Origin of the sequence: Stenotrophomonas sp. ATs4, from assembly GCF_051861585.1 — a bacterium.
GTDB lineage: Bacteria > Pseudomonadota > Gammaproteobacteria > Xanthomonadales > Xanthomonadaceae > Stenotrophomonas > Stenotrophomonas maltophilia_AS.
In genome coordinates this window covers 95026-118385 of sequence record NZ_JBLYPK010000013.1, presented here as the reverse complement: position 1 = coordinate 118385, position 23360 = coordinate 95026, and the positions used below count along the sequence as shown (strand labels likewise).

At 65.3% G+C, this 23360-nt stretch carries 19 protein-coding genes; 9 read left to right on the top strand and 10 right to left on the bottom strand.

The window, feature by feature from the left end; genetic code table 11:
- Positions 1 to 20 precede the first annotated feature (20 nt).
- Positions 21 to 3605 carry an ABC transporter permease/M1 family aminopeptidase gene (locus tag ABR323_RS20135; protein WP_439450573.1) on the bottom strand — a complete coding sequence of 1195 codons (3585 nt, stop codon included), beginning with the start codon at positions 3603 to 3605 and terminating at the stop codon, positions 21 to 23.
- Between the two features lie 12 nt (positions 3606 to 3617).
- Entirely contained in the window at positions 3618 to 4520 is a 903-nt protein-coding gene (locus ABR323_RS20130; RefSeq protein ID WP_439450572.1) for an ABC transporter ATP-binding protein, read from the bottom strand.
- A gap of 207 nt (positions 4521 to 4727) precedes the next feature.
- Between ABR323_RS20130 and ABR323_RS20125 the strand changes: the two genes are divergently transcribed.
- Both ABR323_RS20125 and ABR323_RS20120 read left to right on the top strand, forming a co-directional pair.
- Positions 4728 to 6224: an ATPase domain-containing protein gene (locus ABR323_RS20125; protein ID WP_439450571.1), complete on the top strand. Its 1497-nt coding sequence runs from the start codon at positions 4728 to 4730 to the stop codon at positions 6222 to 6224.
- Positions 6214 to 8271, top strand: coding sequence for a PAS domain-containing protein (locus ABR323_RS20120; protein WP_439450570.1), 2058 nt, complete (start codon positions 6214 to 6216; stop codon positions 8269 to 8271). The genes ABR323_RS20125 and ABR323_RS20120 overlap by 11 nt, the downstream gene beginning before the upstream one ends.
- 93 nt (positions 8272 to 8364) lie before the next feature.
- Here the strand turns inward: ABR323_RS20120 and ABR323_RS20115 are convergent, their stop codons facing one another.
- The gene (locus ABR323_RS20115; protein ID WP_439450569.1) at positions 8365 to 9396 is read right to left on the bottom strand and encodes a LacI family DNA-binding transcriptional regulator; all 1032 of its coding nucleotides are present in this window, start codon (positions 9394 to 9396) and stop codon (positions 8365 to 8367) included.
- A 294-nt stretch (positions 9397 to 9690) separates the two neighbouring features.
- Here ABR323_RS20115 and ABR323_RS20110 point away from each other — a divergent pair, with 294 nt between their 5' ends.
- The 5 genes from ABR323_RS20110 to ABR323_RS20090 all read left to right on the top strand — a co-directional run bounded on the left by ABR323_RS20110 (position 9691) and on the right by ABR323_RS20090 (position 14395).
- Positions 9691 to 10242: a single-stranded DNA-binding protein gene (locus tag ABR323_RS20110; RefSeq protein ID WP_439450568.1), complete on the top strand. Its 552-nt coding sequence runs from the start codon at positions 9691 to 9693 to the stop codon at positions 10240 to 10242.
- A 201-nt stretch (positions 10243 to 10443) separates the two neighbouring features.
- Positions 10444 to 11349 (top strand): hydroxypyruvate isomerase family protein, encoded by a 906-nt coding sequence (locus tag ABR323_RS20105; RefSeq protein ID WP_439450567.1) that lies wholly within the window; start codon positions 10444 to 10446, stop codon positions 11347 to 11349.
- Between the two features lie 27 nt (positions 11350 to 11376).
- Complete coding sequence (locus ABR323_RS20100; protein WP_439450566.1) at positions 11377 to 13062, top strand: GMC oxidoreductase; 1686 nt, start codon at positions 11377 to 11379, stop codon at positions 13060 to 13062.
- Positions 13062 to 13637: a gluconate 2-dehydrogenase subunit 3 family protein gene (locus ABR323_RS20095; RefSeq protein ID WP_439450565.1), complete on the top strand. Its 576-nt coding sequence runs from the start codon at positions 13062 to 13064 to the stop codon at positions 13635 to 13637. Before ABR323_RS20100 ends, ABR323_RS20095 begins: the two co-directional genes overlap by 1 nt.
- Positions 13637 to 14395 (top strand): 3-keto-disaccharide hydrolase, encoded by a 759-nt coding sequence (locus ABR323_RS20090; protein WP_439450564.1) that lies wholly within the window; start codon positions 13637 to 13639, stop codon positions 14393 to 14395. The genes ABR323_RS20095 and ABR323_RS20090 overlap by 1 nt, the downstream gene beginning before the upstream one ends.
- A 30-nt stretch (positions 14396 to 14425) precedes the next feature.
- On the opposite strand, the gene ABR323_RS20085 is transcribed toward ABR323_RS20090, so the two are convergent.
- From ABR323_RS20085 to ABR323_RS20065, 5 genes are read right to left on the bottom strand one after another with little or no spacing between them, the layout of a single operon-like run.
- A complete protein-coding gene (locus tag ABR323_RS20085; protein ID WP_439450563.1) occupies positions 14426 to 14734 on the bottom strand; it encodes a c-type cytochrome in 309 nt (102 codons plus the stop codon).
- A gap of 18 nt (positions 14735 to 14752) precedes the next feature.
- Positions 14753 to 15619 (bottom strand): sugar phosphate isomerase/epimerase family protein, encoded by an 867-nt coding sequence (locus ABR323_RS20080; RefSeq protein ID WP_439450562.1) that lies wholly within the window; start codon positions 15617 to 15619, stop codon positions 14753 to 14755.
- A 19-nt stretch (positions 15620 to 15638) separates the two neighbouring features.
- Entirely contained in the window at positions 15639 to 16763 is a 1125-nt protein-coding gene (locus tag ABR323_RS20075) for a Gfo/Idh/MocA family protein (protein WP_439450561.1), read from the bottom strand.
- A gap of 12 nt (positions 16764 to 16775) precedes the next feature.
- Positions 16776 to 17993, bottom strand: coding sequence for a nucleoside permease (locus tag ABR323_RS20070; RefSeq protein ID WP_439450560.1), 1218 nt, complete (start codon positions 17991 to 17993; stop codon positions 16776 to 16778).
- Between the two features lie 27 nt (positions 17994 to 18020).
- Positions 18021 to 19073, bottom strand: a complete 1053-nt coding sequence (locus tag ABR323_RS20065; protein ID WP_439450559.1) for a sugar phosphate isomerase/epimerase family protein — start codon at positions 19071 to 19073, stop codon at positions 18021 to 18023.
- 95 nt (positions 19074 to 19168) lie between these two features.
- On the opposite strand from ABR323_RS20065, the gene ABR323_RS20060 reads away from it, so the two are divergent.
- Entirely contained in the window at positions 19169 to 20176 is a 1008-nt protein-coding gene (locus ABR323_RS20060) for a LacI family DNA-binding transcriptional regulator (RefSeq protein WP_439450585.1), read from the top strand.
- 147 nt (positions 20177 to 20323) lie between these two features.
- A complete protein-coding gene (locus ABR323_RS20055) occupies positions 20324 to 21376 on the top strand; it encodes a sensor domain-containing diguanylate cyclase (protein ID WP_135272672.1) in 1053 nt (350 codons plus the stop codon).
- A 36-nt stretch (positions 21377 to 21412) separates the two neighbouring features.
- On the opposite strand, the gene ABR323_RS20050 is transcribed toward ABR323_RS20055, so the two are convergent.
- Together ABR323_RS20050 and ABR323_RS20045 are read right to left on the bottom strand one after the other, a co-directional pair.
- Positions 21413 to 22333, bottom strand: a complete 921-nt coding sequence (locus ABR323_RS20050; protein ID WP_135272673.1) for a bifunctional helix-turn-helix transcriptional regulator/GNAT family N-acetyltransferase — start codon at positions 22331 to 22333, stop codon at positions 21413 to 21415.
- 53 nt (positions 22334 to 22386) lie between these two features.
- Positions 22387 to 23280 (bottom strand): LysR family transcriptional regulator, encoded by an 894-nt coding sequence (locus ABR323_RS20045; protein ID WP_439450558.1) that lies wholly within the window; start codon positions 23278 to 23280, stop codon positions 22387 to 22389.
- Between the last annotated feature and the right edge of the window lie 80 nt (positions 23281 to 23360).

Here is a 23360-nt window from a genome sequence, read left to right as displayed (position 1 = left end):
GACCGGCACCACCACACCCCTTACATCGTCACCTTGCGCCGGTTGTCATCGCTCACCCGGTCGATCAGCTTGTTGTAGGGATCGAAGCCTGCTTCGTCCGGCTTTTCATCCACCGTCACCGTGATCTTCGGCTCGCCGCTGGTGATGTGGTGGCGCTGCAGGTACAGCACCTTCTGGTCGCGCTCCTTGCCCGATGGCCCATTGGCGAACACGCCGACCTCGACCCAGTCATCCATCTTCCCGTCGCTTTCCTTGCCCTTGCCGTCGGCGTACTGCTTGGCGGCGTGCAGGTCCAGGGTCACGTCGTAGCGGCCGTCATCGCGCTTGCGGGCGGTGGCGGCCATCACGCGGTTGTCGTAGAAGCTGATCTTCTCGAACAGGTCGGTGACCAGCTGCTGGCGGTCGGCCGGGGTCTCGTCACGGATGTAGCCCAGCAGTTCGCGTGAGGTGGTGTACGGCGGTTGCTGGTACCCCTTGTCCTGCAGGAAGCGCTTCAACGCGCGGTTCAACGCCTGCTCGCCGATTTCCTCACGCAGCCGGTAGAACACCAGCGAACCCTTCTGGTAGTGGATGTACTGCTGGTTCTCCACGCGTTCCAGCGGCTGTTCCTCGATGGCCTCGCCACCGCGACCGGACAGATAGCTGTCCAGTTCGCGCTTGAGGAACTGGCGCATGTGCTGGCGGCCATACTCCTGCTCCATCACCATCAGTGCAGAGTACTGCGACAGCGATTCGGACAGGACCGTTGCGCCCTGCACGTTGGCGCCGATCACCTGGTGCGCCCACCACTGGTGCGCGATCTCATGCGCGGTCACGTAGAACACGTAGTCCACCTTGTCCGGGTCACGCAGGTCGGCGATGAAACCGATGGCTTCGGAATAGGGAATGGTATTGGCGAACGATTGCGCGAAGCGGGCATAGCCCGGGAACTCGATGATGCGCACCTGGCGGTGCTGGTAGGGCGTGAAGTTGGCCTCGTAGTAGGCCAACGATTTCTGCACCGCTTCGATCATCCGGTCCACGTTGTAACCGTGCGCCGGGTCGAAGTAGACCTCCACCGGGATGTCCTTGTACTTGGCCCTGCGCACTTCCCAGCGTGCCGACAGGTAGGCGTAGAAGTTCAGCATCGGCCGGTCCATGGCATAGCTGAAGCAGCGCCGGCCATTGACCGTGGTCTCGTGCTGCAGGTAACCCGGCGCCAGTGCAACCTGGTCCGGCGCAGTGCAGACCGTGGTGCGGAAGTCGAGCCAGTCGGCATCGTTGGAGATGTAGGTGTTGGCCCGTGCGGCTTCGTCTTCCAGCTTGGGCATGCGCCGCGGCTCACCCAGGTCGCGCTTGCGGCGCTCGTTGCGGTCGCTGATCTCGGCGCCTTCGTTGTAGCCAAACGAAGGCAGTACGCGGCTGTTGAAGAACGTGCCGTTGTCCACGATGTTGCTCGGTGCCTGGCCGGCGGTGATGCCGTTGGGCTTCTGCACCACCCGGAAATGCACGCTGCGGGTTTCACCCGGTTGCAGCGGTTTCTGCAGGCGGTAGATGCGGTAGCCGAGATCGGCATCGTGCATCGCCAGCGTCTGTCCGCCCAGGTCGACCGCGACCAGCTGCTTGTCATCACCCATCGAGACGTGCACGTCCTCGATCGGTGTGGCATGGGTGTTGCGCATCGTCCAGTTCGCATCGATCACCATCGACTGCGATTCCGGGGACAGGTCCACGCGGTTGTCCACCGCCACGATGCGGGGCTGCGGCAGGTTACGGTACTTCGACAGCTCGCGCTCGTAGCGGGCCTGCAGATCCAGCTGCTGGTCGGGCGCGATGAACTCGTTGCGGATGTTGGTGCTCCAGTACAGCCAGCCACCTACGCCGAAGAAGGCCAGTGCCGCCAGCCCGGCGCAGGCACCGGTCGGACCGCGCAGGCGACGTCCGGCCAGGGTCATGCGCTGGCGCAGGCCCTGGCTGACACCCCGTACCCAGAAGGCTGACGCAAGGCACATCAAGGTCAGCAGGAACAGCGCCCAGTAGCCCTGGAACGCCAGCTGCCCGGTCAGGAAGTGGCCGTAGCCGTTCATGTCCGAATAGGGCGCGTTGGGCCAGCTGCCGAAGTTGTACAGGTTCTGCGTGTAGTCGAGCAGGCCCAGCACACCCTGGCCGATCATCACCACGATCAGCAGTGCGTAACCGACGAACTTGTTGTTGGTGAGCACCTGCAACACCAGCGCCAGGCCCCCCATCAGGATGTAGACCACCGAATCCAGCGCCAGGCTGCGCAGGTACAGCAGCGGCTCCAGATGCGTGTAGCCCTTGGCCAGCTGTACGCCCATCGCGGCCACTGCACCGGCCGCCTGGAAGCAGACGATCACCGCCAGCAGCGCGGTGAACTTGGCCAGCAGCGGTACCCAGTTCGGCACCGGCATGGCGTCGGTCACTTCGTTGATGCGCGCGCTGCGTTCCTTCCAGACCAGCTCGCCGGCGAAGAACAGCACGATGATCACCAGCAGCCAGCTGAAGGCGCCCTGCAGGGCCATGATCATCTGCGAGGTGACCGGCCAGATCGAGGTGCCGTACAGGGTTTGCCGGAACAGTGCGCTGGGCAGGAAATTGGCCAGGCCCAGCACCAGCAGCACGATGAATGGCACGCTGCGCAGCACGCCGCGCGTATCGAAGCGGACCTGACGCAGGAACTGCTGCCACGCCGTAGCGGCGGTGAACACCGGCACCACGCGCGGCAGCCTTGCGCGGGTGGGGCGGACGGCGCCGGCATCGGCAACCGGCTGCGCCTGCCTGCGGCCCCATCGACGACGGCCGCTGCCGCTGCGTTCGGTGCGGAACAGTGCGAAGGTCGCGGCAAACAGCGCGGCCGCCACGCCCAGCCACAAGGCGCGGTTGGCCAGCAGATAACCGGCCAGTTCGGGAATTCCGTTGTTGCGTTCTGCGGTAGACCAGTAGCGGATGGTACGACCGAGTGCGCGCATGCCCAGCGGTTCGCTCAGCACCGCGATCCACGTGTTGTCGATGTCACGCAGCAACGCGGCGCTGGCACCGTACAGCACCAGGTAGGCCACCAGGCCGATGTAGACCCACAGGATCGAACGGGTCAGGGCGGCCAGCAGCGACAGTAGCGCGGTGGTGAACAACAGGTTCGGAATGACGATGACCGCGAACGTCCAGGCATAGCCCTGCCAGCTGATCGGGCCCATGCGTTCGGGATCGACCCAGGGCATGAACGGCGCCAGCCATAGGCCGAAGGCAATCAGGACGTAGACCAGCAAACCGGCAGCCAGGGCGGCGGCGATGCGCCCGGCCAGGTAGTCGCGGCGCTTTACCGGGCTGGCGAAGATCAGTTCGGCGGTACCGAGTTCGAAGTCACGCAACAGCGCGTTGCTGACGAACAGCGCGGTGACCAGCATGCCGAGCAGGGTGAAGATGCCCAGCATCTGTGCGATCACGGTGGGTGCGTTGCTGTGCACATTGCCGGCGCCACCACCGATCTGCACCGCATCACTGGAGGCGGCGGCGAAGGCGAGCAGGGCGAACAGCCCGGCCAGCAGCCACAGCAGCGGGGAGCGCAGCTGCTCGCGCAGCTCGAAACGGAAGAAGTTGAGGATCATGGTGTGCTCCGCTCAGGCTGCCGCGCGGGCACGGGCCTGCAGGCGCAGGCGCTGGAAGTACACATCCTCGAGATCGGGAGCCACGGCCGCGAAGCCATCGCCGGGGTCGTTGGCGCTGTGCACGTGGATCACCGGGCGGCCACCGACCAGGCGGGTGGACAGCACCACGTAGCGTGCCTCGTGGTCGGCCAGTTCCGAAGGATCGACCTGCTTGCGCCAGACCTGCTGCTGCAAGGCCTCGATCGCATCGGTAGGGCGCCCGGTCAGCAGCACCTGCCCCTTGTTCATGATCGCCATCGTCGGGCACAGGTCGGTCACGTCCTCGACGATGTGGGTGGACAGGATCACCGCCACGTTCTCACCAATGGCCGCCAGCAGGTTGAGGAAGCGGTTGCGTTCCTCCGGGTCGAGGCCGGCGGTGGGTTCATCGACGATCACCAGCCGCGGGTCACCCAGCAACGCCTGGGCAATGCCGAAGCGCTGGCACATGCCGCCGGAGTAGGTGCCCAGCTTGCGTTTGCGCGCGTCCCACAGGTTCACCTGCTGCAGCAGCCCATCGACCACCTCGCGGCGCTGTGCGCGCTGGGTCAGGCCCTTGAGCACCGCGAAATGTTCCAGCAGGTCCAGCGCGCTGACTTTCGGGTACACGCCGAAATCCTGCGGAAGGTAGCCCAACCGGCGGCGCACCGCGTCCTTGTCGCGCAGCACGTCGATCGGTGCCTCGCCCGGAATGCTGAGGGTGGCGGTGCCGCTGTCGGCCTCCTGCAGGGTGGACAGCGTGCGCATCAGCGAGGATTTGCCGGCACCGTTCGGACCGAGCAGGCCGAACATGCCGCGCGGGATGTCCAGGGTAACGTTGTTGAGGGCATGCACGCCGTTGGCGTACGTCTTGGACAGCGAGTCGATCTTCAGCATGCGACGTACACCTTTCCCTGTAGTGATCTGCCGTTTATCGCGCTGAACGGGGGCTACGTCATGCGCCGTTGGTCACGGTGTCTTTGGCCAGTCTCCCCGCCGTGGCCACGCCGTGAAGCATTCCTGAATGCGTTGGTATCGGTGCTCGGGATCACACAATGCCTCCACAGCGCCACCGCTAGGCTCGGACCCTCTTTCGTCATTGCCATGCAGGCGCACATGCGGACCGTAACCGGAGTAGAGGGACTGGACACCATCCTGGGCGGCGGGCTGCCGCAGGCACGCCTGTATCTGCTGGAGGGTCCGCCCGGCTCCGGCAAGACCACGTTGTCGCTGCAGTTCCTGCTGGAAGGCCTGCAGCGTGGCGAGCGCTGCCTGTATATCACTCTTTCCGAAACCGCCGAGGAGCTGCGCGAAGTCGCTGCCGCCCATGGCTGGTCATTGGAGGGCCTGCACCTGTTCGAGCTTGGCTCGGCCGAGGGCGCAATGGGCAATGGCCGCCTGCAATCGGTGCTGCACTCGTGGGAAATGGAACTGGATGAGACGGTCAACCTGATCATGTCCAAGGTGGACAGTATCGGGCCGACCCGGGTGGTGTTCGATTCGCTGTCGGAGCTTCGCCTGCTGGCGCAGGATTCATTGCGCTATCGTCGTCAGATCCTCGCACTCAAGCAGTTCTTCGCACCCAAGAGCGCCACGGTCATCCTGGTCGATGACCTGACCTCCACCGGCGATGAGCGCGATGGCCAGCTGCACAGTCTGTGCCACGGCGTAGTGTCGCTGGAGCGCCTGACCCTGGATTTCGGTCCTGCACGCCGTCGCATGCAGGTGCAGAAGCTGCGCGGTGTCGATTTCATCGCTGGCTACCACGACATGGTGATCCGTCGCGGCGGCCTGCAGATCTTCCCGCGCCTGATCGCCTCGGAACACCATGGCCGCTTCGTGGGCTCGCCGGTCAGCAGTGGCGTGGATGAGATCGATCGCTTGCTGGGCGGGGGGCCGCTGCGCGGTACCTCTACCCTGCTGACCGGCCCGGCCGGCAGCGGCAAAACCAACGTGGCACTGCAGTACGTGTGGGCGGCCTGCGAACGTGGCGAGCGCAGCTGCATCTTCGAATTCGATGAGCGCATCGGCACCTTGCTGGAGCGTGCCGCCGCACTGGATATCGACCTGGAGAAACATCTTCAATCGGGCCTGCTGGAGATCCTGCAGATGGATCCGGCCGAGGTATCGCCGGGCGAGTTCTCCTGGAACCTGCGCAAGGCGGTGGAGGAGCGCAACTGCAGCGTATTGGTGATCGACAGCCTGAATGGTTACGTGACCGCCATGCCGCAGGAAAAGCAGTTGATGCTGCAGCTCCACGAAATGCTGTCCTATCTCAACCAGAAGGGTGTAGCGACGTTCCTGATCAATCCGCAACACGGCCTGGTCGGCACCATGTCCACCGGCAGCCTCAACGTTTCCTACATCGCTGATGCGGTCGTGCTGTTCCGCTTCTTCGAGGCCAAGGGGCGCATCCGCAAGGCGATTTCGGTGATCAAGAACCGCGGCGGTGCGCACGAAGACACCATCCGTGAACTGAAGATCGACGGGCGGGGCATCACCGTCAGTGCGCCGTTGGCAGACTTCCAGGGCATCCTTACCGGAACGCCCGAATTCGTAGGTGACAGCGCGGCGCTGCTGGGCCAGTCCGATGCTCGATAGCGGCGAGGGCTTCACGGTTGTCCGCATCGTGGCTCCCTTTGGACGCGATGCCGACAGCATTGCTGCGGTACTGGAAGGGGCAGGGCTGGCAACGCGCATCGCAGGCAACCTGGAGGAGCTGGCCGAGCATCTGGATGATCGCACCGGGCTGGTGGTGGTGACCCAGGAAGCATTGGTGCGTGGTGCGGACGGCATGCTTCCGGCATTGCAGCAGCAGCCGGCCTGGTCGGATATCCCGTTCATCCTGCTGCGCTCGGCGCGATCGCACCGCCGTTCCACCCGCGAGGCATTGTTGCCTGTTTCGATCAACGTCGTTGAGATGGACAGGCCGCTTGGCAGCATGTCGCTGATCAGTGCCGTCCAGGGTGCACTGCGGGCTCGCGACAAACAGTTTCTTGTTCGTGACCAGATGACGGCGTTGGCAGACGGCCGTGCCGCGCTGACCCGCAGTGAGGCCGAGCTGCGCGTGATCGCCGATGCGATGCCGGTCCTGATCGCCTTCATCGACCGTTCGATGTGCTTCCGTTTTGCCAACCGGGCCTATGAGACCTGGTTCGATCTCGCCGCCGGCGAAGTGATCGGGAGGCATGTTCGTGAGGTGATCGGCAAATCTGTATGGCAGCAGCGCAGAACGGCGATGGAGCGCGCTCTGGAGGGGCAAGCGGCGGTCTTCGAGATCACCTGGCCACATCCGCAACGGGGCCGGCGCGACTGCGAAGTGCGCTACTCGCCACGTACCGATACCGAGGGCAGGGTCGACGGATTCCATGTTTTCGTCACCGACATCACCACAGCCAAGCTGGCACTGGCCAGCAGCCAGCAGCACGCCCATGCGCTGGAGGCGATGGTGGCCGAGCGCACGCGGGAGCTGGAAGCGCAGATGGCTGCGCGCGAAGCCAGTGAGGCGGCATTGCGGCAATCGCAGAAGATGGAGGCGATCGGCCAGCTGACAGGTGGCATCGCCCACGACTTCAACAACATGCTCACCGGGATACTGTCGGCGCTGGACATCGTGCGCCTGCGCCTGGACATGGGGCGGGTGGACGATCTGGAGCGTTTCCTGGATACCGCCACCACTTCCGCACAGCGTGCCGCTGCATTGACCCAGCGCCTGCTCGCGTTCTCGCGCAGGCAGTCGCTGGACGCACGGCCGGTGGAGATAAACACGCTGATGGTATCGGTACAGCAGCTGCTGCACAGCACGATCGGGGAAACGGTGCGCCTGCGTACCGAGACCTGCCCGGTGCCGCTGCATGCCACGCTGGACGCCAACCAGTTCGAAAGTGCGATCCTGAACCTGGCGATCAATGCGCGTGACGCGATGCCCCACGGCGGTGAACTCACCCTGCGCACGGCGCAGGTGAGCGTCGGTGAGGGGCAGTATCGCGCGGTACCGGTTGGCGACTACGCGATGGTGACGGTGGCCGACACCGGCGCCGGCATGGCACCGGAGGTGGTCGAGCGCGCGTTCGAGCCGTTCTTCACCACCAAACCCATCGGCAAGGGCACGGGCCTGGGCATGTCGATGGTCTACGGTTTCATGCAGCAGTCCGGCGGCCATATCGCCATTGAATCGAACGTGGGTGAAGGCACTGCGGTGTTGTTGTTCATTCCCTTGGCACAGGAGGCTGAGGTATCGCAGGAGGCCGCACCCGCGCAGGCGATCCGGCGTGGTGCGGGGCAGTCGATCCTGGTGGTGGAGGACGACGAGCAGGTGCGGATGCTGGTTACGGTCGTTCTTGAAGATCTGGGGTACCACGCCCAGGTGGTTGGCGATGCCGACGCGGCCATCCCGATTCTGGCCTCAGCTGCGACCATCGACCTGCTGGTGACCGATGTCGGGCTGCCGGGGCTCAACGGTCGCCAGCTGGCGGAAATCGCGCGCCAGTCGCGGCCGGCACTCCCGATCCTGTTCATGACCGGCTACGCGGAGAAGGCGCAGGAGCGCTCGTCCTTCCTTGATACGGGCATGGCGATGATCGCCAAGCCGTTTCTGCTGGATGAGTTCAGTGCAGCGGTCCGCACCGCGATGCCGGGCGGCGCGTAGTGGCGTAGGTCCTGTAGAGCCGAGCCCATGCTCGGCTGCGGATGGCGTTGCGTCTCATGCATTCCGCCGAGCATGGCTCGGTACTACGGAAGGCTACGTGCGCAGCGACGATTCCCGCACCACCAGTTTCACCGGGATGCTCTGGCTGTCCACCGGCTGCCGGCCGATCAACGCCAGCAGGCGCTCCACCAGCAGCTGCCCGGCCTGCTTGGTGTCCTGCTGCACCGTGGTCAGCGCCGGGGATACCGACGCCGCCAGCGGGATGTCGTCGAAGCCGGTCACCGCCACGTCCTGTGGCACGCGCAGGCCGGCTTCGCGCAGGGCACGCATGGCGCCAATGGCGATCAGGTCGCTGGCGGCACAGATCGCATCAATCGGCTCGCCGCGCGCCAGCAGCGCCTGGCAGGCCTCCTGGCCGGAGGCCTCGGTGGTGATCGCATCGTGCTGCAGCGCCGGATCGGCGGCCAGGCCGTGTTCCTGCAGGGCCGCGACATGGCCACGGTAGCGCTCCTGGAATTCGGGGTAGTGGCTGGAGGCATGGCCGAGGAAGGCGATGCGGCGGCAACCCTGCTGCAGCAGGTGGGTGGTGATGTCGTGCCCGCCCTGGAAGTTGTCGCTGCCGATCGAGACGCCGGGCTGGCCGGGCAGGGCGGCGCCCCAGCGCACGAAGTGCGTGCCCTGTTCGACCAACCGCTGCAGGCGATCGCGTGATTCGTGGTAGTCGCCGTAGCCGAGCAGGATGATGCCGTCGGCCTTGTTGCTGTCCTCGTAATCGGCCTGCCAGTCGGTGGACAGCTGCTGGAACGAGACCAGCAGGTCCTGCCCGTGCAGGGCGCAGGCGCGGGTGATCGAGCCGAGCATCGAATGGAAGAACGGGTTGATCAGCGAGTCGTCGTTGGTCGGGTCCTCGAAGAACAGCAGGGCCAGCGTGCCGGCATTGCGCAGGCGCAGGCTGGAGGCGTTCTTGTCGACCTTGTAGTTCAGCTCACGGGCGATGCGCAGGATGCGCTCGCGGGTCTCGGCGTTGACCATCGGGCTGCCACGCAGGGCCCGCGACACGGTCGGCTGGGAGACCCCGGCCAGGTGGGCGATGTCCAGGGAGGTGGCTTTGCCTTTGATCGTCATGGGCACGCGGAAGGGGGCAGGGTGGAGGGTGCTCGGGCCATGATGCCATGGGCAGACGCGAATGCCCCTCCGGATGTCTGCCGAGGCGAAGGTAAGTCATTGCCGGACAAGGAAATCGGTTCAATCCTCGGGTGCGGCCGGGGTCTTCTGACCGGGCGGACGGCGGCGGCAATGCTAAGATGCATCGTTCTCGCATTCCCCCAAATTTCAACAGGGGCGGCCCAGCGTACTGCACCCCCGACCGGGGCTGTGCTATCACTGGCGGCCTGCCCTGTACAACGGACGAACACACCTATGGCGCGCGGCATCAACAAAGTCATCCTGGTCGGCAATCTCGGCAACGACCCGGACGTGAAGTACACCCAGGGCGGCATGGCGATCACCCGCATCAGCCTGGCCACCACCAGCGTCCGCAAGGACAAGGATGGCAACCAGCAGGAACGTACCGAATGGCACCGTGTGGTGTTCTTCGGCAAGCTCGGCGAAATCGCTGGCGAGTACCTGCGCAAGGGCAGCTCGGTCTACGTCGAAGGCAGCCTGCGTTACGACAAGTACACCGGCCAGGACGGCGTGGAGAAGTACTCCACCGATATCATCGCCGATGAAATGCAGATGCTGGGCGGCCGTGGTGAAGGCGGCGGCGGTGGTGGTGGTGGTGGCAACTACGGCGGCGGCGAGCGCCCGCAGCGCCAGCAGGCTCCGCGCCAGGAGTACGGTGGCGGTGGCGGTGGTGGCCAGCGTGGCGGCCAGAGCGGTGGCTATGGCAACCAGGGCGGCAACCAGCGCCCGCAGCCGCAGCAGGCTCCGCCGATGGACGACTTCGCTGACGACGATATTCCGTTCTGATCGGACGCTCGTTCGCAGCAAAAAGAAAGCCCCGCTGATGCGGGGCTTTTCTTTTTGTGCGATGTCATCGACGTTGTGCCTCGCAGCATCAGTTTTTCGTGCACCGCGACTTGCAAACAGACAATTTCCTCCCCTATGGTGCAATCGATTGCATTGCTGTGAATCGTTGCGTTTGATACCGGTTGGGAGGCCGGCAGGTGGATGTCCATCCATTCGATCAGACCGGCCCCGGCGACGGGGCTCACGCGGCGCGATGCGCTGCGCCTCGCAGTTGCCGGCAGCATTGGCCTGGGGGCCGCGACAATCGCGGGCACGTTGCCCGCATTCGCCGCCACGGCGCCGCTCAAAGGCAACCTGAAGCACTCCGTCGCGCGCTGGACCTTCCCGCAGCTGTCGGTCGCCCAGCTCTGCGCGACGGTGAAAGACATTGGCTTTGCCGCGATCGACCTGGTCGGCCCGGAAGACTGGCCCACGCTGAAGGCTCATGGCATCTACAGTTCGATGTGCAACGGCGCAGAACTGGGTCTCACCAAGGGTTTTGCCGGACGCGAGTTCCACGACCAACTGGTGGAGCGCTACACGCGGCACATCGATCTGGTCGCCGATGCCGGTTATCGAAACCTGATCTGCTTCTCCGGCAACCGCAACGGCATGGACCCCAGAGAGGGCATGGCCAACGCCGAAGCCGGGCTCAAGCGCATCCTCGGGCATGCCGAGAAACGCGGCGTGGTGCTGGTGATGGAATTGCTCAACTCCAAGGTCGATCATCGCGACTACCTGTGCGACCACTCTGCGTGGGGCGTAGAGCTGTGCCAGCGGCTGGGCTCAGATAATTTCGGCTTGCTCTACGACATCTACCACATGCAGATCATGGAGGGCGACATCATCGCCACCATCGGCAAGCATCACGCCTGCTTCAAGCACTACCACACCGCAGGCGTGCCCGGCCGGAACGAGATCGGAGACCAGCAGGAGCTCCACTATCCGGCCATCTGTCGCGCGATCCGCGACATCGGTTTCAAGGGGTATCTGGCGCAGGAGTTCACGCCTGCAGCGCCCGATCCCGTTGCCTCATTGCGCGAGGCGATCCGCCTCTGCGACGTCTGAAACGATATCCACCCAGGTGAGAAACCCATGGCAGATAATCACTACGACGCCATTGTTGTTGGCTCGGGAATCAGTGGCGGTTGGGCAGCAAAGGAGCTGACCGAGAAGGGCCTGAAGGTCCTGATGCTGGAACGTGGTCGCAACATCGAGCACGTCAAGGACTACGTCAACGCGATGAAGGAGGCGTGGGACTTCCCGCACCGGAACCGGCCAACGCAGGCGATGAAGGCCGACTTCCCGGTGCTGATGCGCGACTATGGGCTGGCCGAGAATCTGGAAGGGATGTGGGCCAACGAACAGGACTCGCCCTATATCGAGACCAAGCGCTTCGACTGGTTCCGTGGCTACCACGTCGGCGGCCGCTCGCTGCTGTGGGGGCGGCAGAGCTATCGCTTCTCTGATCTGGATTTCGAGGCGAACCTCAAGGACGGGATCGCCGCTGACTGGCCGATCCGCTACGCCGACATCGCGCCGTGGTACGACTACGTGGAAAAGTTCGCCGGCATCGCCGGCACGCGCGAAGGACTGGACGTGCTGCCGGACGGCGAGTTCCTGCCGCCGATTCCCTTGAACATCGTCGAGAAGGATGTGGCCGCGCGTATCAAGAAGGCCTTCGGCGGAACGCGCCATATGATCCACTCGCGCACCGCCAACATCACCAAGCCGATGCCCGAGCAGGGGCGCGTCAACTGCCAGTACCGCAACAAGTGCATCCTGGGCTGTCCCTTCGGTGCCTACTTCTCGACCCAGGCGGCGACGCTGCCAGCGGCGATGAAAACCGGCAACCTGACCTTGCGGCCGTTCTCGATCGTCAAGGAAGTGCTCTACGACAAGGATCGCAAGCGTGCGCGTGGCGTGGAGGTCATCGACGCCGAGACCGGCCAGACCTACCAGTACACAGCCAAGGTGATCTTCCTCAACGCGTCGTCGTTCAACTCGACGTGGCTGCTGATGAATTCGGCTACCGATGTCTGGGACGGCGGGCTGGGCTCTTCGTCGGGCGAGCTCGGGCACAACGTGATGGACCACCATTTCGGTGCGGGTGCCTCCGGTCGGGTCGAGGGCTACGAGGACAAGTACTACTTCGGCCGCCGTCCGTGCGGCTTCTACATTCCACGGTTCCGCAACGTCGCCGCCGACAAGCGCGGCTACCTGCGCGGATTCGGCTACCAGGGCGGTGCCAGCCGCACGGGCTGGTCGCGCGAGATCGCCGAGCTGAACATCGGTGCCGATCTGAAGGAGGCGCTGACCGTGCCGGGTGACTGGCGCATCGGCATGACCGGGTTCGGTGAAATGCTGCCGCACCACGACAATACGATCCGCCTGGACCACGACCGCAAGGACAAGTGGGGCCTGCCGGTGCTGGCGATGGACGTTGCCATGCGTGCCAACGAACTGGCGATGCGCAAGGACATGGCCGCCGATGCCGCTGAGATGCTGGAGGCGGCCGGCGTCAAGGACGTGAAGATGCACGACAACGACTACGCCCCGGGCAAGGGCATCCACGAGATGGGGACCGCGCGCATGGGACGTGACCGGAAGAGCTCGGTATTGAACCAGCACAACCAGGTCTGGGATGCGCCCAACGTGTACGTCACCGACGGTGCCTGCATGACCTCCAGCGCCTGCGTAAATCCCTCGCTGACCTACATGGCATTGACGGCCCGTGCCGCCGACCACGCGGTACGCGAACTGAAAGCGGGGAACCTCTGATGGATCGCCGCGAACTGTTGAAGATGATCGTCGCCGCCACTGGCGCGGCCATGGTCGGCCTGCCTGCGCTTGTGCACGGGCAGGCACCGGCGGGCGCCACGAAGATCCATTTCTCCGATGCCGATGTCGGCACGCTGGACGAGATCGCCGAGACCATCCTGCCGCGGACCCGGACACCTGGCGCGAAGGATGCTGGCGCCGGCCTGTTCATGGCGACGTTCGTCAGCGACTGCTACACCGCCCGGCAGCAGGCGACGTTCCGCGCCGGCCTGGCCGACATCGACAAGCGCGCCGGCGGCCGCTTCGTGTCGCTCACGCCGGAAGCCCGCACCGGCTTGCTGCGCACGCTGGACGCCGAAGCCAAGGCACGCCATGCCGACGTGACCGAGACCGGCACACCAGAAGAGGGCGAGGCGATGCCGCATTACTTCACGATGATCAAGCAGTTGGCCATCTTCGGCTTCTTCACCTCCAAGGTCGGCGCAACAGGGGTGCTGCAGTACGTCGCCGTGCCGGGTCGCTACGACGGCGACTTGGCCTATGTCCCCGGTACGCCGGCGTGGGGGACCAGCTGATGGACGACACCCTGATGATCCGCTCACTGTTGATTGCCACCGGCCTGCTGGCCGCAGTGCCTGCATTCGCGCAGGACAGTGTCGACGCTGCACGCGATCCGAAGAAGACCGAGGTGTGGACGCCGGTGCCTGCAGTCGTGGCAACGCCAGCGGGCAAGGCGCCGTCCGACGCCATCGTGCTGTTCGATGGCAAGGATGTCTCCGCGTGGGAGGCGGAGCAGGGCGGGCGTGTGCCCTGGACGGTTGCCGATGGCGCGATGACCGTCGTTCAGGGCAGCAAGGGCATCCGCACCCGACAGCGGTTCTGCGATGTCCAGCTGCATGTCGAGTGGCGCACACCCACCGACACCAAAGGCTTCGACGGCCAGAACCGGGGCAACAGCGGCATCTTCCTGCAGGAACTGTATGAACTGCAGGTGCTCGACAGCTACAACAACCCGACCTATGCCAATGGCCAGGCGGGTTCCATCTACAAGCAGGCGATGCCGTTGGTGAACGTCTCGCGCGCACCGGGGCAGTGGCAGGCCTACGACATCCTCTGGAAGGCCCCACGCTTCTCGCAGGGCGGCGGGCTGGCGTCACCCGCGCGCATTACTGTGCTGCACAACGGTGTGCTGGTACAGGACGATACCGTGCTGGCAGGCAGGACCGAGTACATCGGTGCGCCTTCGTACGCGCCCCATGCGTGCGCGCCGCTCTATCTACAGGAGCATGACTCCAAGGTCAGCTACCGCAACATCTGGGTGCGCGAGCTGTAACGGCACACGGCCGGCGTGGTCGCCGGCCGCTTACTTCGCCAGATAGCTGGCGATGTCATCGATTTCCTGTTGCGACAGCTGCGGGAAGGGCGGCATCAAACCGCCGCCCTTCCTGATCTTGTCCTTGATCTGCGCGGCGTCCAGGCGCTTGCTGACGTCGGTGAGCGCAGGGAACGCGCCCGGCATGCCCGCGCGATCCGCACCATGGCAAGCCGTGCAGTTCGCGGTGTAGAGCTTCGCACCGGCGGCGGGGTCATCCTTGCACCAGGCCGTGGTCGCCAGCGCCGTGCCGCACAGAACCAGGGCCAGGGTGAAGCTCAGTTTCAAGCGAGTGTCCAAGCAGGGCTCCTTCGCGCGCTAGCGCTGTGCGCTGGCCGGCAGGCTGACGGTCAGGTGTTGACGCAGATAGTCCGCGCCGGTCCGGATGACCTTGGCCGGATCGCGTGGCTGGTCGTGTTCGACGATGTACCACTGCACGTTGGCGGCTGCAGCGGCGGGCAGGATCGCGTTCCAGTCCAGCACGCCCTGGCCCACGGCGGCGAATCCGCCTTCGTCCTGGGCCTGGCCCTTGGGCGCATTGTCCTTGGCGTGCACCGCGAACAGGCGGCCGCGGAGTTTTCCCAGCATCACCACCGGGTCCAGGCCGGCGCGCGCGACCCAGGCCAGGTCCAGCTCGGTCTGCAGGTCGGGCCCGGCCGCTGCGAACAGCAGCTCCAGCCCGGTCCTGCCATCGAAGTCGACCAGCTCGAAGTCGTGGTTGTGATAGGCCAGGCGCATGCCCTTGGCTCGTACCTGTTTCGCGATCCTGCCCAGCTCCTGGCCCAGTGCGGTCCAGCCCGCGGCGTCTGTCGGCCGATCCTTTGCATCCAGGTAAGGCACGACCAGGGTGGTGTTGCCGATTGACCGGTTGAACGCCACCACGCCGTCCAGGTTGTCGCGCAGCTCGGCCAGCGGCACGTGCGACGAAACCGCCTTGATCGAATACCTGTCCAGCAGCTGCTTGAGCTCCGCAGCGCTGGCGTTCTGCGTGCCGACCGTCTCCACCGCGCGCACACCCGCGTCGTGGACGATCTTCAGCTGCTGGTCGAGTGGGCCAGCGTCGCGCAGTGTGTACATCTGCACGGCGATGGGCTTCTGCGGACCGGCGGCATCACGTGCAAAGGCGGGCAGGGTAGCAAGGAGCAGCAAGGCGAGCGTTGTGGTTCTGCGAGCAGGGGTTTTCATCAACAGATCCTCCCGGGATTCAACCGATGGGGGTCCAGGCGTGTGACCTGGCCGATGCAATGACACGATCGACGATCTGCGCCGAGCGCAGGCCGTCTTCGAAGGTGGGTAGGCCCTGCGGCCGCTCGCTTTCAATGGCGCGATAGGTGTCGGCGACAAATGCTTCGAAACACTGGGCGTAGCCCTGTGCGTGTCCGGCCGGCAGCACGGAAAGGCGGCGTTGATCGGCACTGCCGGCAGCGGGGCCTCGAACGAAGATTTCCTCGCGCTGGTCGGGATGTCCGATCCAGAGTCGTTCGGCATCCTCCTGGTTGAAGGCCACACTGGCCTTGGCGCCATCGATCTCGAACCAGAGGCGGTTGTGGCGTCCGGCCGAGACCTGGCTGACCGTCAGTGACGCCAGTGTGCCGGCGCCGGTCCTGAACATCGCCGCGGCAACGTCTTCGCTCGCGACCGCCTGCATCGCACTGGCTGTGGTTGGCGTACTGAAGCTCTGCGCACTGACGGCGCCGCGCTCAGCGATCACGGTGGCGAACGCCGCGCTGACTTCGGTGAAGCGCTCGCCGCTGACCCATTCCACCAGGTCACACCAGTGCGAACCGATGTCGGCGAACACGCGTGATACGCCGCCCAGCGCCGGGTCTACGCGCCAGTTGTTGCTGGCCGGGTCCAGCAGCCAGTCCTGCAGGTAGCTGCCGTGGATCAGGTGCAACGGCCCCAGGTCGCCCTGCGCGATGCGTGCACGGGCCTCGCGGACCACCGGGTGGTAGCGGTAAACGAAGGGCACCGTGGTAATCAATCCGGTCGATGCCGCCAACGCCGCCAGTGCCTGCGCATCGTCCAGCGTCGTCGCCAGCGGTTTCTCGCAGATCACATGCTTGCCGGCTTCCAGCGCGGCCTGCGCCATGGCACGGTGCAGGTGGTTGGGCGTGCAGACGTGCACCACCTGCACCTGCGGATCGGCGATCACCTCGTCGATGTCCCGGTAGGCGCGTGGGACATTCCAGGACTGCGCGGCCTCATGCGCGCGCTGCGGAGACGAGGCGGCCACGCCACGGATTTCGGCACCGGCCAGCAGTGCCGCACGACGATGCACGGCGCCGATCATGCCGGCGCCGATGATGGCGATTCCAAGCGTGGGCATCGGCTCAGGTCCTCAGGGTGTGGAGGGCGCGACGGCGGCCACCGGCCGGTCGCGGAACAACAGCAGGAAGGCGATCAGCACCACCAGTGCAACGCCGGCGGGGAACAACCAGATCTGCTGCCAGTCGGGGCCGGCCTCGGTGGTGAAGTGCTCCACCACCGCGCCGGACAGGAAGGTGCCGATCAACATGCCTACGCCATAGGTGGCCAGGGTGATGAACCCCTGCGCGCTGCTGCGCGCGGCGGGGCCGGCATGTGCATCGGTGTAGATCTGGCCGGTGACGAAGAAGAAGTCGTAGCAGATGCCGTGCAGCACGATGCCGATCACCAGCAGGGAGAAGCCGCTGCCCGCATCACCAAAAGCGAACATGACGTAGCGCACCACCCACGCGGCCATGCCGACTGCCAGCATCGTCTTCACCCCCAGCCGCACGAACAGGAACGGCATGGCCAGCATCAGCAGCACTTCGGAAACCTGGCCCAGCGACTGCAGGCCGGCGGCACCGCGCACGCCCAGGTCGTTGAGATACGGATTGGTGAAGTTGTAGTAGAACGACAGCGGGATGCAGATGGCGATGGAAGCCAGGAAGAACACCAGATAGGCGCGCGACTTCAGCAGCCGCAGTGAATCCAGCCCCAGGATCTGGCCGAGCCCGGCGTCGCGCTGCTGCGCCAGGGGCGGCGTATGCGGCAGGGTGAACGCATACAGGCCCAGCACCAGCGATGCCACTGCCGCCATCTGGAAGGTGAGCGCGAGCCGATGTGCTTGTTCCCAGCCCAGCCAACCGATCAGCACGCCCGCCACGATCCAGCCGATGCTGCCCGCCACCCGCACCAGTGGGAACTGTTTCTCGGGCGACTGCATGTGGCGCATCGCCACGCTGTTGGCCAGTGCCAGCGTGGGCATGAACAGCAGCATGTAGCCCATGACATAGGCGGAGAAACTACCGAAGTCCGTTGCAGTGGAGGCCAGCCACAGAAGTACCGCGCCGGCCAGGTGCAATACGGCAAGGATGCGCTGTGCCGCGAAGTAGCGATCGGCGATCAGGCCGACCAGGAAGGGGGCGACGATGGCACCGACGGACTGGCTGAGGAAGGCTGTCGCCACCTGGCTCGCGCTGGCCTGCAGCGGGCCCTGCACCAGATAGGTACCCAGGGTGACGAACCACGCCCCCCAGATGAAGAACTGCAGAAACATCATCGCGCCCAAGCGCGACATGGCGTGCGTCATGGCTTGCCCTCCCGGGGCGGTATCGGCTCAGATTCCCAGCATGCGGTGCAATGAAGCGGCGTCGGTGCCGCTGTCGGCAAAGTCGTCGAAGGCGCGTTCGGTCACGCGGATGATGTGGTCGCGGATGAAGGCGGCCCCCTCGCGTGCGCCATCCTCCGGGTGCTTCAGGCAGCACTCCCATTCCAGCACCGCCCACCCGGGGAAGTCGTACTGGGCGAACTTCGAGAAAATCGCCTTGAAGTCGATCTGGCCATCACCGGGTGAACGGAACCGCCCCGGACGATCGATCCAGTCCTGGTAGCCGCCGTACACGCCGCTGCTGGCGCTCGCGTGGTACTCCGCATCCTTCACGTGGAAGACGCCGATGCGCGCGTGGTAGCGGTCGATGAAACCGAGGTAGTCCATCTGCTGCAGCAACAGGTGGCTGGGGTCGTACAGGATCTTCGCGCGGGGATGGTGATCCACTACATCGAGGAAGCGCTCGAAGGTCGCGCCGTCGTGCAGGTCCTCACCCGGATGGATCTCGAAGCACAGGTCCACACCGCACGCGTCGAACGCATCCAGGATGGGGCGCCAGCGGCGGCCGAGTTCGGCGAAGGCTTCTTCCACAAGACCCGGCGGTCGTTGTGGCCAGGGATAGAAGTAGGGCCAGGCCAGCGCGCCGGAGAAGGTAGCGTGCGCGGTCAGCCCCAGGTGCTGGCTCGCTTTGGCGGCCAACAGAAGCTGCTCCACTGCCCAGGCCTGGCGGGCGGCCGGGTCGCCGCGCTTGTCCGCGGGTGCGAATCCGTCGAACAGACTGTCATAGGCGGGATGGACGGCGACCAGCTGCCCCTGCAGATGGGTGGATAGCTCGGTGATCTGCAGGCCATGGCCGGCCAGCATGCCGGCAATGTCGTCGCAGTACGCCTGGCTGCGCGCGGCCTCGGCCAGATCGAACAGGTGGGGCGCGCTGGTCGGCACTTGTACGCCAGAATAGCCCAGACCCGCGGCCCACCCGGCCAGCGTGTCCAGCCGATCAAAAGGAGCTGTGTCGCCGATGAACTGCGCCAGGAACAGCGCTGGACCCTTGAGCGTCTTCAACGTGATTCGCCCTCGATGCAATCGATTGCATTATCCTAGCAGGGGCTCACGCAGGACCTGTTGTGCACTGCACAGCGGGCAGGAGAACTAACGCCATCGCCACCATCTACGACATCGCAAAGCGCGTCGGCGTCTCCGCAGGCACGGTGTCGCGGGCGCTTTCGCGACCGGACAAAGTCCTGCCAGCCACCCGCGCGCGTATCGAGCAGGCCGCCGCCGCGCTGGGCTATGTTCCCAACACGGTAGCCCGCACGCTCAAGACCCAGCGCAGCGGCAAGATCCTGGTCACCGTTCCGGACATCGCCAATCCCTTCTTTGCACAGATCCTGCAGGGTGCGGAGGACGCTGCACAGGCCGTCGGCTACGCCGTCCTGCTCGGCGATACCCAGAACCTGCCCGAGCGCGAGGAGCGCTACGCGCAGATGCTCCGGCGCAACGAGGCCGACGGCCTGATCGTGCTGGGGCATCGGCTGCCGCCGACGGCGCGCGACATCGTGCAGCAGCGGGGTGCTGCTGCGCCGGTGGTCAATGGCTGCGAATTCGATCCCGCGCTGGGCATCCCCAGTGTCCACATCGACAACGCGGCTGCCGCGCGCGCGGTGATGGACCATCTGTATGGACTGGGACACGAGCGCATTGCCGTGGTGGGCGGGCCGCCGGACAATCCGCTGCACCAGCAACGCATGGAAGGGGTCCGGGCTGCCGGCAGGGCGCGCGGCCGCCTGCGCCACCTGAGCATCGTGCCGGGGGACTTTTCCCTGCAATCCGGTCATGCGGCCGCGCAGGCGCTGTTGGCCTCGGCCACCGCGCCCACCGCGATCTTCTGCTTCAGTGACCAGATGGCGCTGGGTGCCTTGTCGGCCTGCCGGGAACTGGGCATCCGCGTACCGGATGATCTGTCCATCGTCGGCTTCGACGATCTGGCGTCGTCGCGCTACCTCACGCCGCCGCTGACCACCATCAGGCAGCCCATGCGCGAGATTGGCGAGCGTGCGGTCAACCTGCTGCTGGCCATCATCGAACAGGTCGATGTGCCGCTTCAGCAGACGCTGGATTTCAGCCTGATGCTGCGGGCCTCGACGGCTGTGCCAAAGCGCGGCTGACGGCAGTGCGGTGGGCTTGCCGCCGCCGGCCGGCGCCATTGCAGGCTGGAGCCCTTGATCCGGAATTGACGCGAAGCTGTCAGACTCGCCACAGGCAGCCCGCCAGGCTGCCAGGGGGGAACGTGCGATCGCTCAAGGAGGCCGGCCATGCCGTTCTTGATTGACGCGACGGAAGTCGCAGTCGAGGGCATCGGCGCGGCACGGCGCATCGGCTGGATGCGCTTCGTTGGCAATGGGTTGGGGGCGATTCCCATCGCTTCGATCATTCTTGAACGCCAGGATGGCCCGCTGGCGTGGGCCCTGCTGTTGTTCAATGCACTGGTCTGGCCGGCGCTCGCGCTGCTGCTGATCCATCGCTCGCGGCAACCCGCGGTGGTCCAGTTCCGTTGCATGGTGGTCGATTCCTTCTTCGGCGGCGGCTGGATCGCCTTCATGGGGTTGAGCGTGGTGCCCAGTGCGTTGTTCGCCGCGCTGCTGGTCGCCGACAAGATCGCCGCCGGCGGGGTACGTCTGGCAGTACGGGCGACGCTGGCACTGGTGGTGGGTTTCATGTCCATCTGGTGGGTGCTCGGATTCCCGTATCAACCGGTTTCCTCGCAGCGCACGATCGTGCTCAGCGTGCCGTTCCTGTTCGTCTATGGCATTGGCCTCAGCATCCTCAGCTGGCAGCTGGCGCGCCGGGTCAAATCACAGAACCGCCAGTTGCAACGGCTGAGCCGGATGGATCCGCTGGTTGAGCTGGCCAACCGCGGCTTTCTGATCCTTCGCGCGCAGCAGGTGCTGGACAAGGCGCAGGGTCAGGGCGGTTTCGCCTGCCTGCTGATGCTCGACGTCGACGACTTCAAGCGCATCAACGATTCGCATGGGCATCGGGCGGGGGATGAGGTGTTGCGGCAGATCGCGGCCACCCTGCGTGAATTCGCGCGCCCGGGCGACATACCGGCACGGTTGGGAGGTGACGAATTCGTGGTGCTGCTGCGTGACTGCACGACGCGTGACGCGATGCAGGTGGCCGAGCGAATCCGGCTGCATCTGCTTGAAGCGGCAAGGCAGGTAGCACCGGGCGTAGAGGTCAGTGTCAGTATCGGTATCGCAGCGACGCCGGGCCAGGGGACCGTGGAAGACTGGCTGGCCACGGCCGACAAGGCCCTCTATCACGCCAAGCGCCACGGCAAGAACACGGCGAGCTGGGCAGATTGATGCACGGCATCGCAGGCCATGCGCATGAGGTGGGTATCAGAGCATCCGTTCCCAGACCTGGCCCAGCAGATCATGGCCAAAGCTGTGGTGAGGTTCTTCCTGTACCAGCTGGAAGCCCGCGCGCTCGTAAAGCCGCCGGGCATCGGCCAGTACGCTGTTGGTCCAGAGCGTGATCCGCGTGTAGCCGACGGACGCTGCGAATGCGATGCACTCCTCGACCAGCCGGGCACCGATGCCCATGCCACGCGCAGTGGCGTCCACATAGAGCAGGCGCAGCTTGGCGGTCGTGTCGTCCTGCCTGACCACGAAGACCGAGCCCACCATGTCGCCGTCCTTTTCGGCGATCCAGCAGCGTTCGCGCGCTGGATCCAGCTCGCGCAGGTACCGGGCAACGATCTCCGACACCAGCGCTTCATACTCCGCATTCCAACCGAATTCGCGGGCGTACAGTGCGGCCTGCCGCGAGACCACCAGTCCCATGTCTCCCGGCCGCGGATCCCGCAGCAGGTAGGAGGGCGGTTTGTGGCCCAGCACGCTTTCGATCTGGCCCATGGCCGAAAGCAGCTTCAGCTGCGCCATTTCGGGCAACGTTGCCAGCAGTTCGACCATTTCCTGCCGAGAGGTCTCTTCCAGTGGCGCGAACACGCTGTGCCCAAGCGGCGCCAGGGTCAGAACGACCACGCGCGCATCCTCGGCCGAGCGGCCCTTGATGAGATAGCCCTGCCGCTCGAACCTGGCCACTACCCGGCTCACATAACCGGCATCCAGGCCCAGCTCGCGGCACAGGTCAGACGGCGACAACGGTGCGTGGTGGGCCAGTTCATACAGGATGCGGACTTCGGTGAGGGACAGGCCACTGCGCAGCAGCGATTCCTGCAGTACGCCGATCTGCCGGGTGTAGAAGCGGTTGAAGCGTCGCACCGCATCGGCGCGTTCGGAAAGCGTGCCCGTTGTCATGGTAGTGAGAAATAATTGACTGAGGCAGATAATTACTTGCCTCGGTCAAATAATCAAGAGCGCACTTCGGTGCTGCCGGATGCACAGTGAAGGAGCGCCGCTGCCAGTGCGGGAGGCTGGCAGCGCACGGCCAGCTGCAGGGCGGTGATCGGCATGCCCAGTTGCAGGGCAACGAAGGCCAGCCCCGGCCGATGCAGGGTCTGCATCGAGGCAGGCACGATGGCGATGCCCAGGCCCGCTGCAGCCAGATTGATGGCCGAGGCCACCTGCGGTGCTTCCTGCTGGATGGTGGGTGTGAAGCCGTGGCTGCGGCAGGCGGCGACGACATCGGCGCTCAGGCCATAGCCGGATTTCCGCGAGAACAGGATGAAGCGCTCATCGCGCAGCTCGGTCAGTGCGATGCTGGCCCGGCCGGCCAGGGGGTGTTCGGCTGGCAGCACGGCCACCAGTGCTTCGGCACTGAGCTGCTGGATCACCAACTCCCCAGGATGCGAGTACGGTGGACGGACGATCACCGCGTCCACTTCGCCGTTGTCCAGGCGCCGGATCAGGGATTCACTGCCATCTTCGACCAGTTGCAGCTGCACAGCCGGATACGCTTGCCGGAACCTGCGCAGCAGCGCGGTCACCGCTTCGTTGTATGAGGCTGATTCGGTCAGTCCCAGGGTCAGCGTGCCGACTTCACCGCGTGCAGCGCTCAGCGCCTGTTCCTTGGCCTGGTCGACGCGGGCGAGGATCTCCACTGCCGCCGCCCAGAACACCCGCCCGGCATCGCTGAGCACAATGCCGCGTCCCTGGCGATGGAACAGCGGCGTACCGATCTCTTCCTCCAGCGCACGGATCTGCTGCCCCAGCGGCGGCTGGGCAATGTGCAGGGCCTCTGCAGCCTTGGTGAAACTCTGCAGCTGGGCGGTCATGACGAAGTAGCGCAGGTGGCGCAGTTCCATTGAAACCTCAGACGTTCTGATGCTGTACGAACACGGTATTGGACGGTCGCCGGTGGCGGCAACATCATCGGTATCCCACC

What these genes read in the sequence shown, in the direction of transcription:
- ABR323_RS20110 (WP_439450568.1), top strand. Translation starts at nt 9,691, where the DNA reads ATGGCGCGCGGCATCAACAAAGTCATCCTGGTCGGCAATCTCGGCAAC.
- ABR323_RS20055 (WP_135272672.1), top strand. Translation starts at nt 20,324, where the DNA reads ATGCCGTTCTTGATTGACGCGACGGAAGTCGCAGTCGAGGGCATCGGC.
- ABR323_RS20135 (WP_439450573.1), bottom strand. Translation starts at nt 3,605, where the DNA reads ATGATCCTCAACTTCTTCCGTTTCGAGCTGCGCGAGCAGCTGCGCTCC.
- ABR323_RS20115 (WP_439450569.1), bottom strand. Translation starts at nt 9,396, where the DNA reads ATGACGATCAAAGGCAAAGCCACCTCCCTGGACATCGCCCACCTGGCC.
- ABR323_RS20125 (WP_439450571.1), top strand. Translation starts at nt 4,728, where the DNA reads ATGCAGGCGCACATGCGGACCGTAACCGGAGTAGAGGGACTGGACACC.
- ABR323_RS20095 (WP_439450565.1), top strand. Translation starts at nt 13,062, where the DNA reads ATGGATCGCCGCGAACTGTTGAAGATGATCGTCGCCGCCACTGGCGCG.
- ABR323_RS20120 (WP_439450570.1), top strand. Translation starts at nt 6,214, where the DNA reads ATGCTCGATAGCGGCGAGGGCTTCACGGTTGTCCGCATCGTGGCTCCC.
- ABR323_RS20075 (WP_439450561.1), bottom strand. Translation starts at nt 16,763, where the DNA reads ATGCCCACGCTTGGAATCGCCATCATCGGCGCCGGCATGATCGGCGCC.
- ABR323_RS20090 (WP_439450564.1), top strand. Translation starts at nt 13,637, where the DNA reads ATGGACGACACCCTGATGATCCGCTCACTGTTGATTGCCACCGGCCTG.
- ABR323_RS20050 (WP_135272673.1), bottom strand. Translation starts at nt 22,333, where the DNA reads ATGACAACGGGCACGCTTTCCGAACGCGCCGATGCGGTGCGACGCTTC.
- ABR323_RS20105 (WP_439450567.1), top strand. Translation starts at nt 10,444, where the DNA reads ATGTCCATCCATTCGATCAGACCGGCCCCGGCGACGGGGCTCACGCGG.
- ABR323_RS20130 (WP_439450572.1), bottom strand. Translation starts at nt 4,520, where the DNA reads ATGCTGAAGATCGACTCGCTGTCCAAGACGTACGCCAACGGCGTGCAT.
- ABR323_RS20080 (WP_439450562.1), bottom strand. Translation starts at nt 15,619, where the DNA reads ATGAAAACCCCTGCTCGCAGAACCACAACGCTCGCCTTGCTGCTCCTT.
- ABR323_RS20045 (WP_439450558.1), bottom strand. Translation starts at nt 23,280, where the DNA reads ATGGAACTGCGCCACCTGCGCTACTTCGTCATGACCGCCCAGCTGCAG.
- ABR323_RS20070 (WP_439450560.1), bottom strand. Translation starts at nt 17,993, where the DNA reads ATGACGCACGCCATGTCGCGCTTGGGCGCGATGATGTTTCTGCAGTTC.
- ABR323_RS20100 (WP_439450566.1), top strand. Translation starts at nt 11,377, where the DNA reads ATGGCAGATAATCACTACGACGCCATTGTTGTTGGCTCGGGAATCAGT.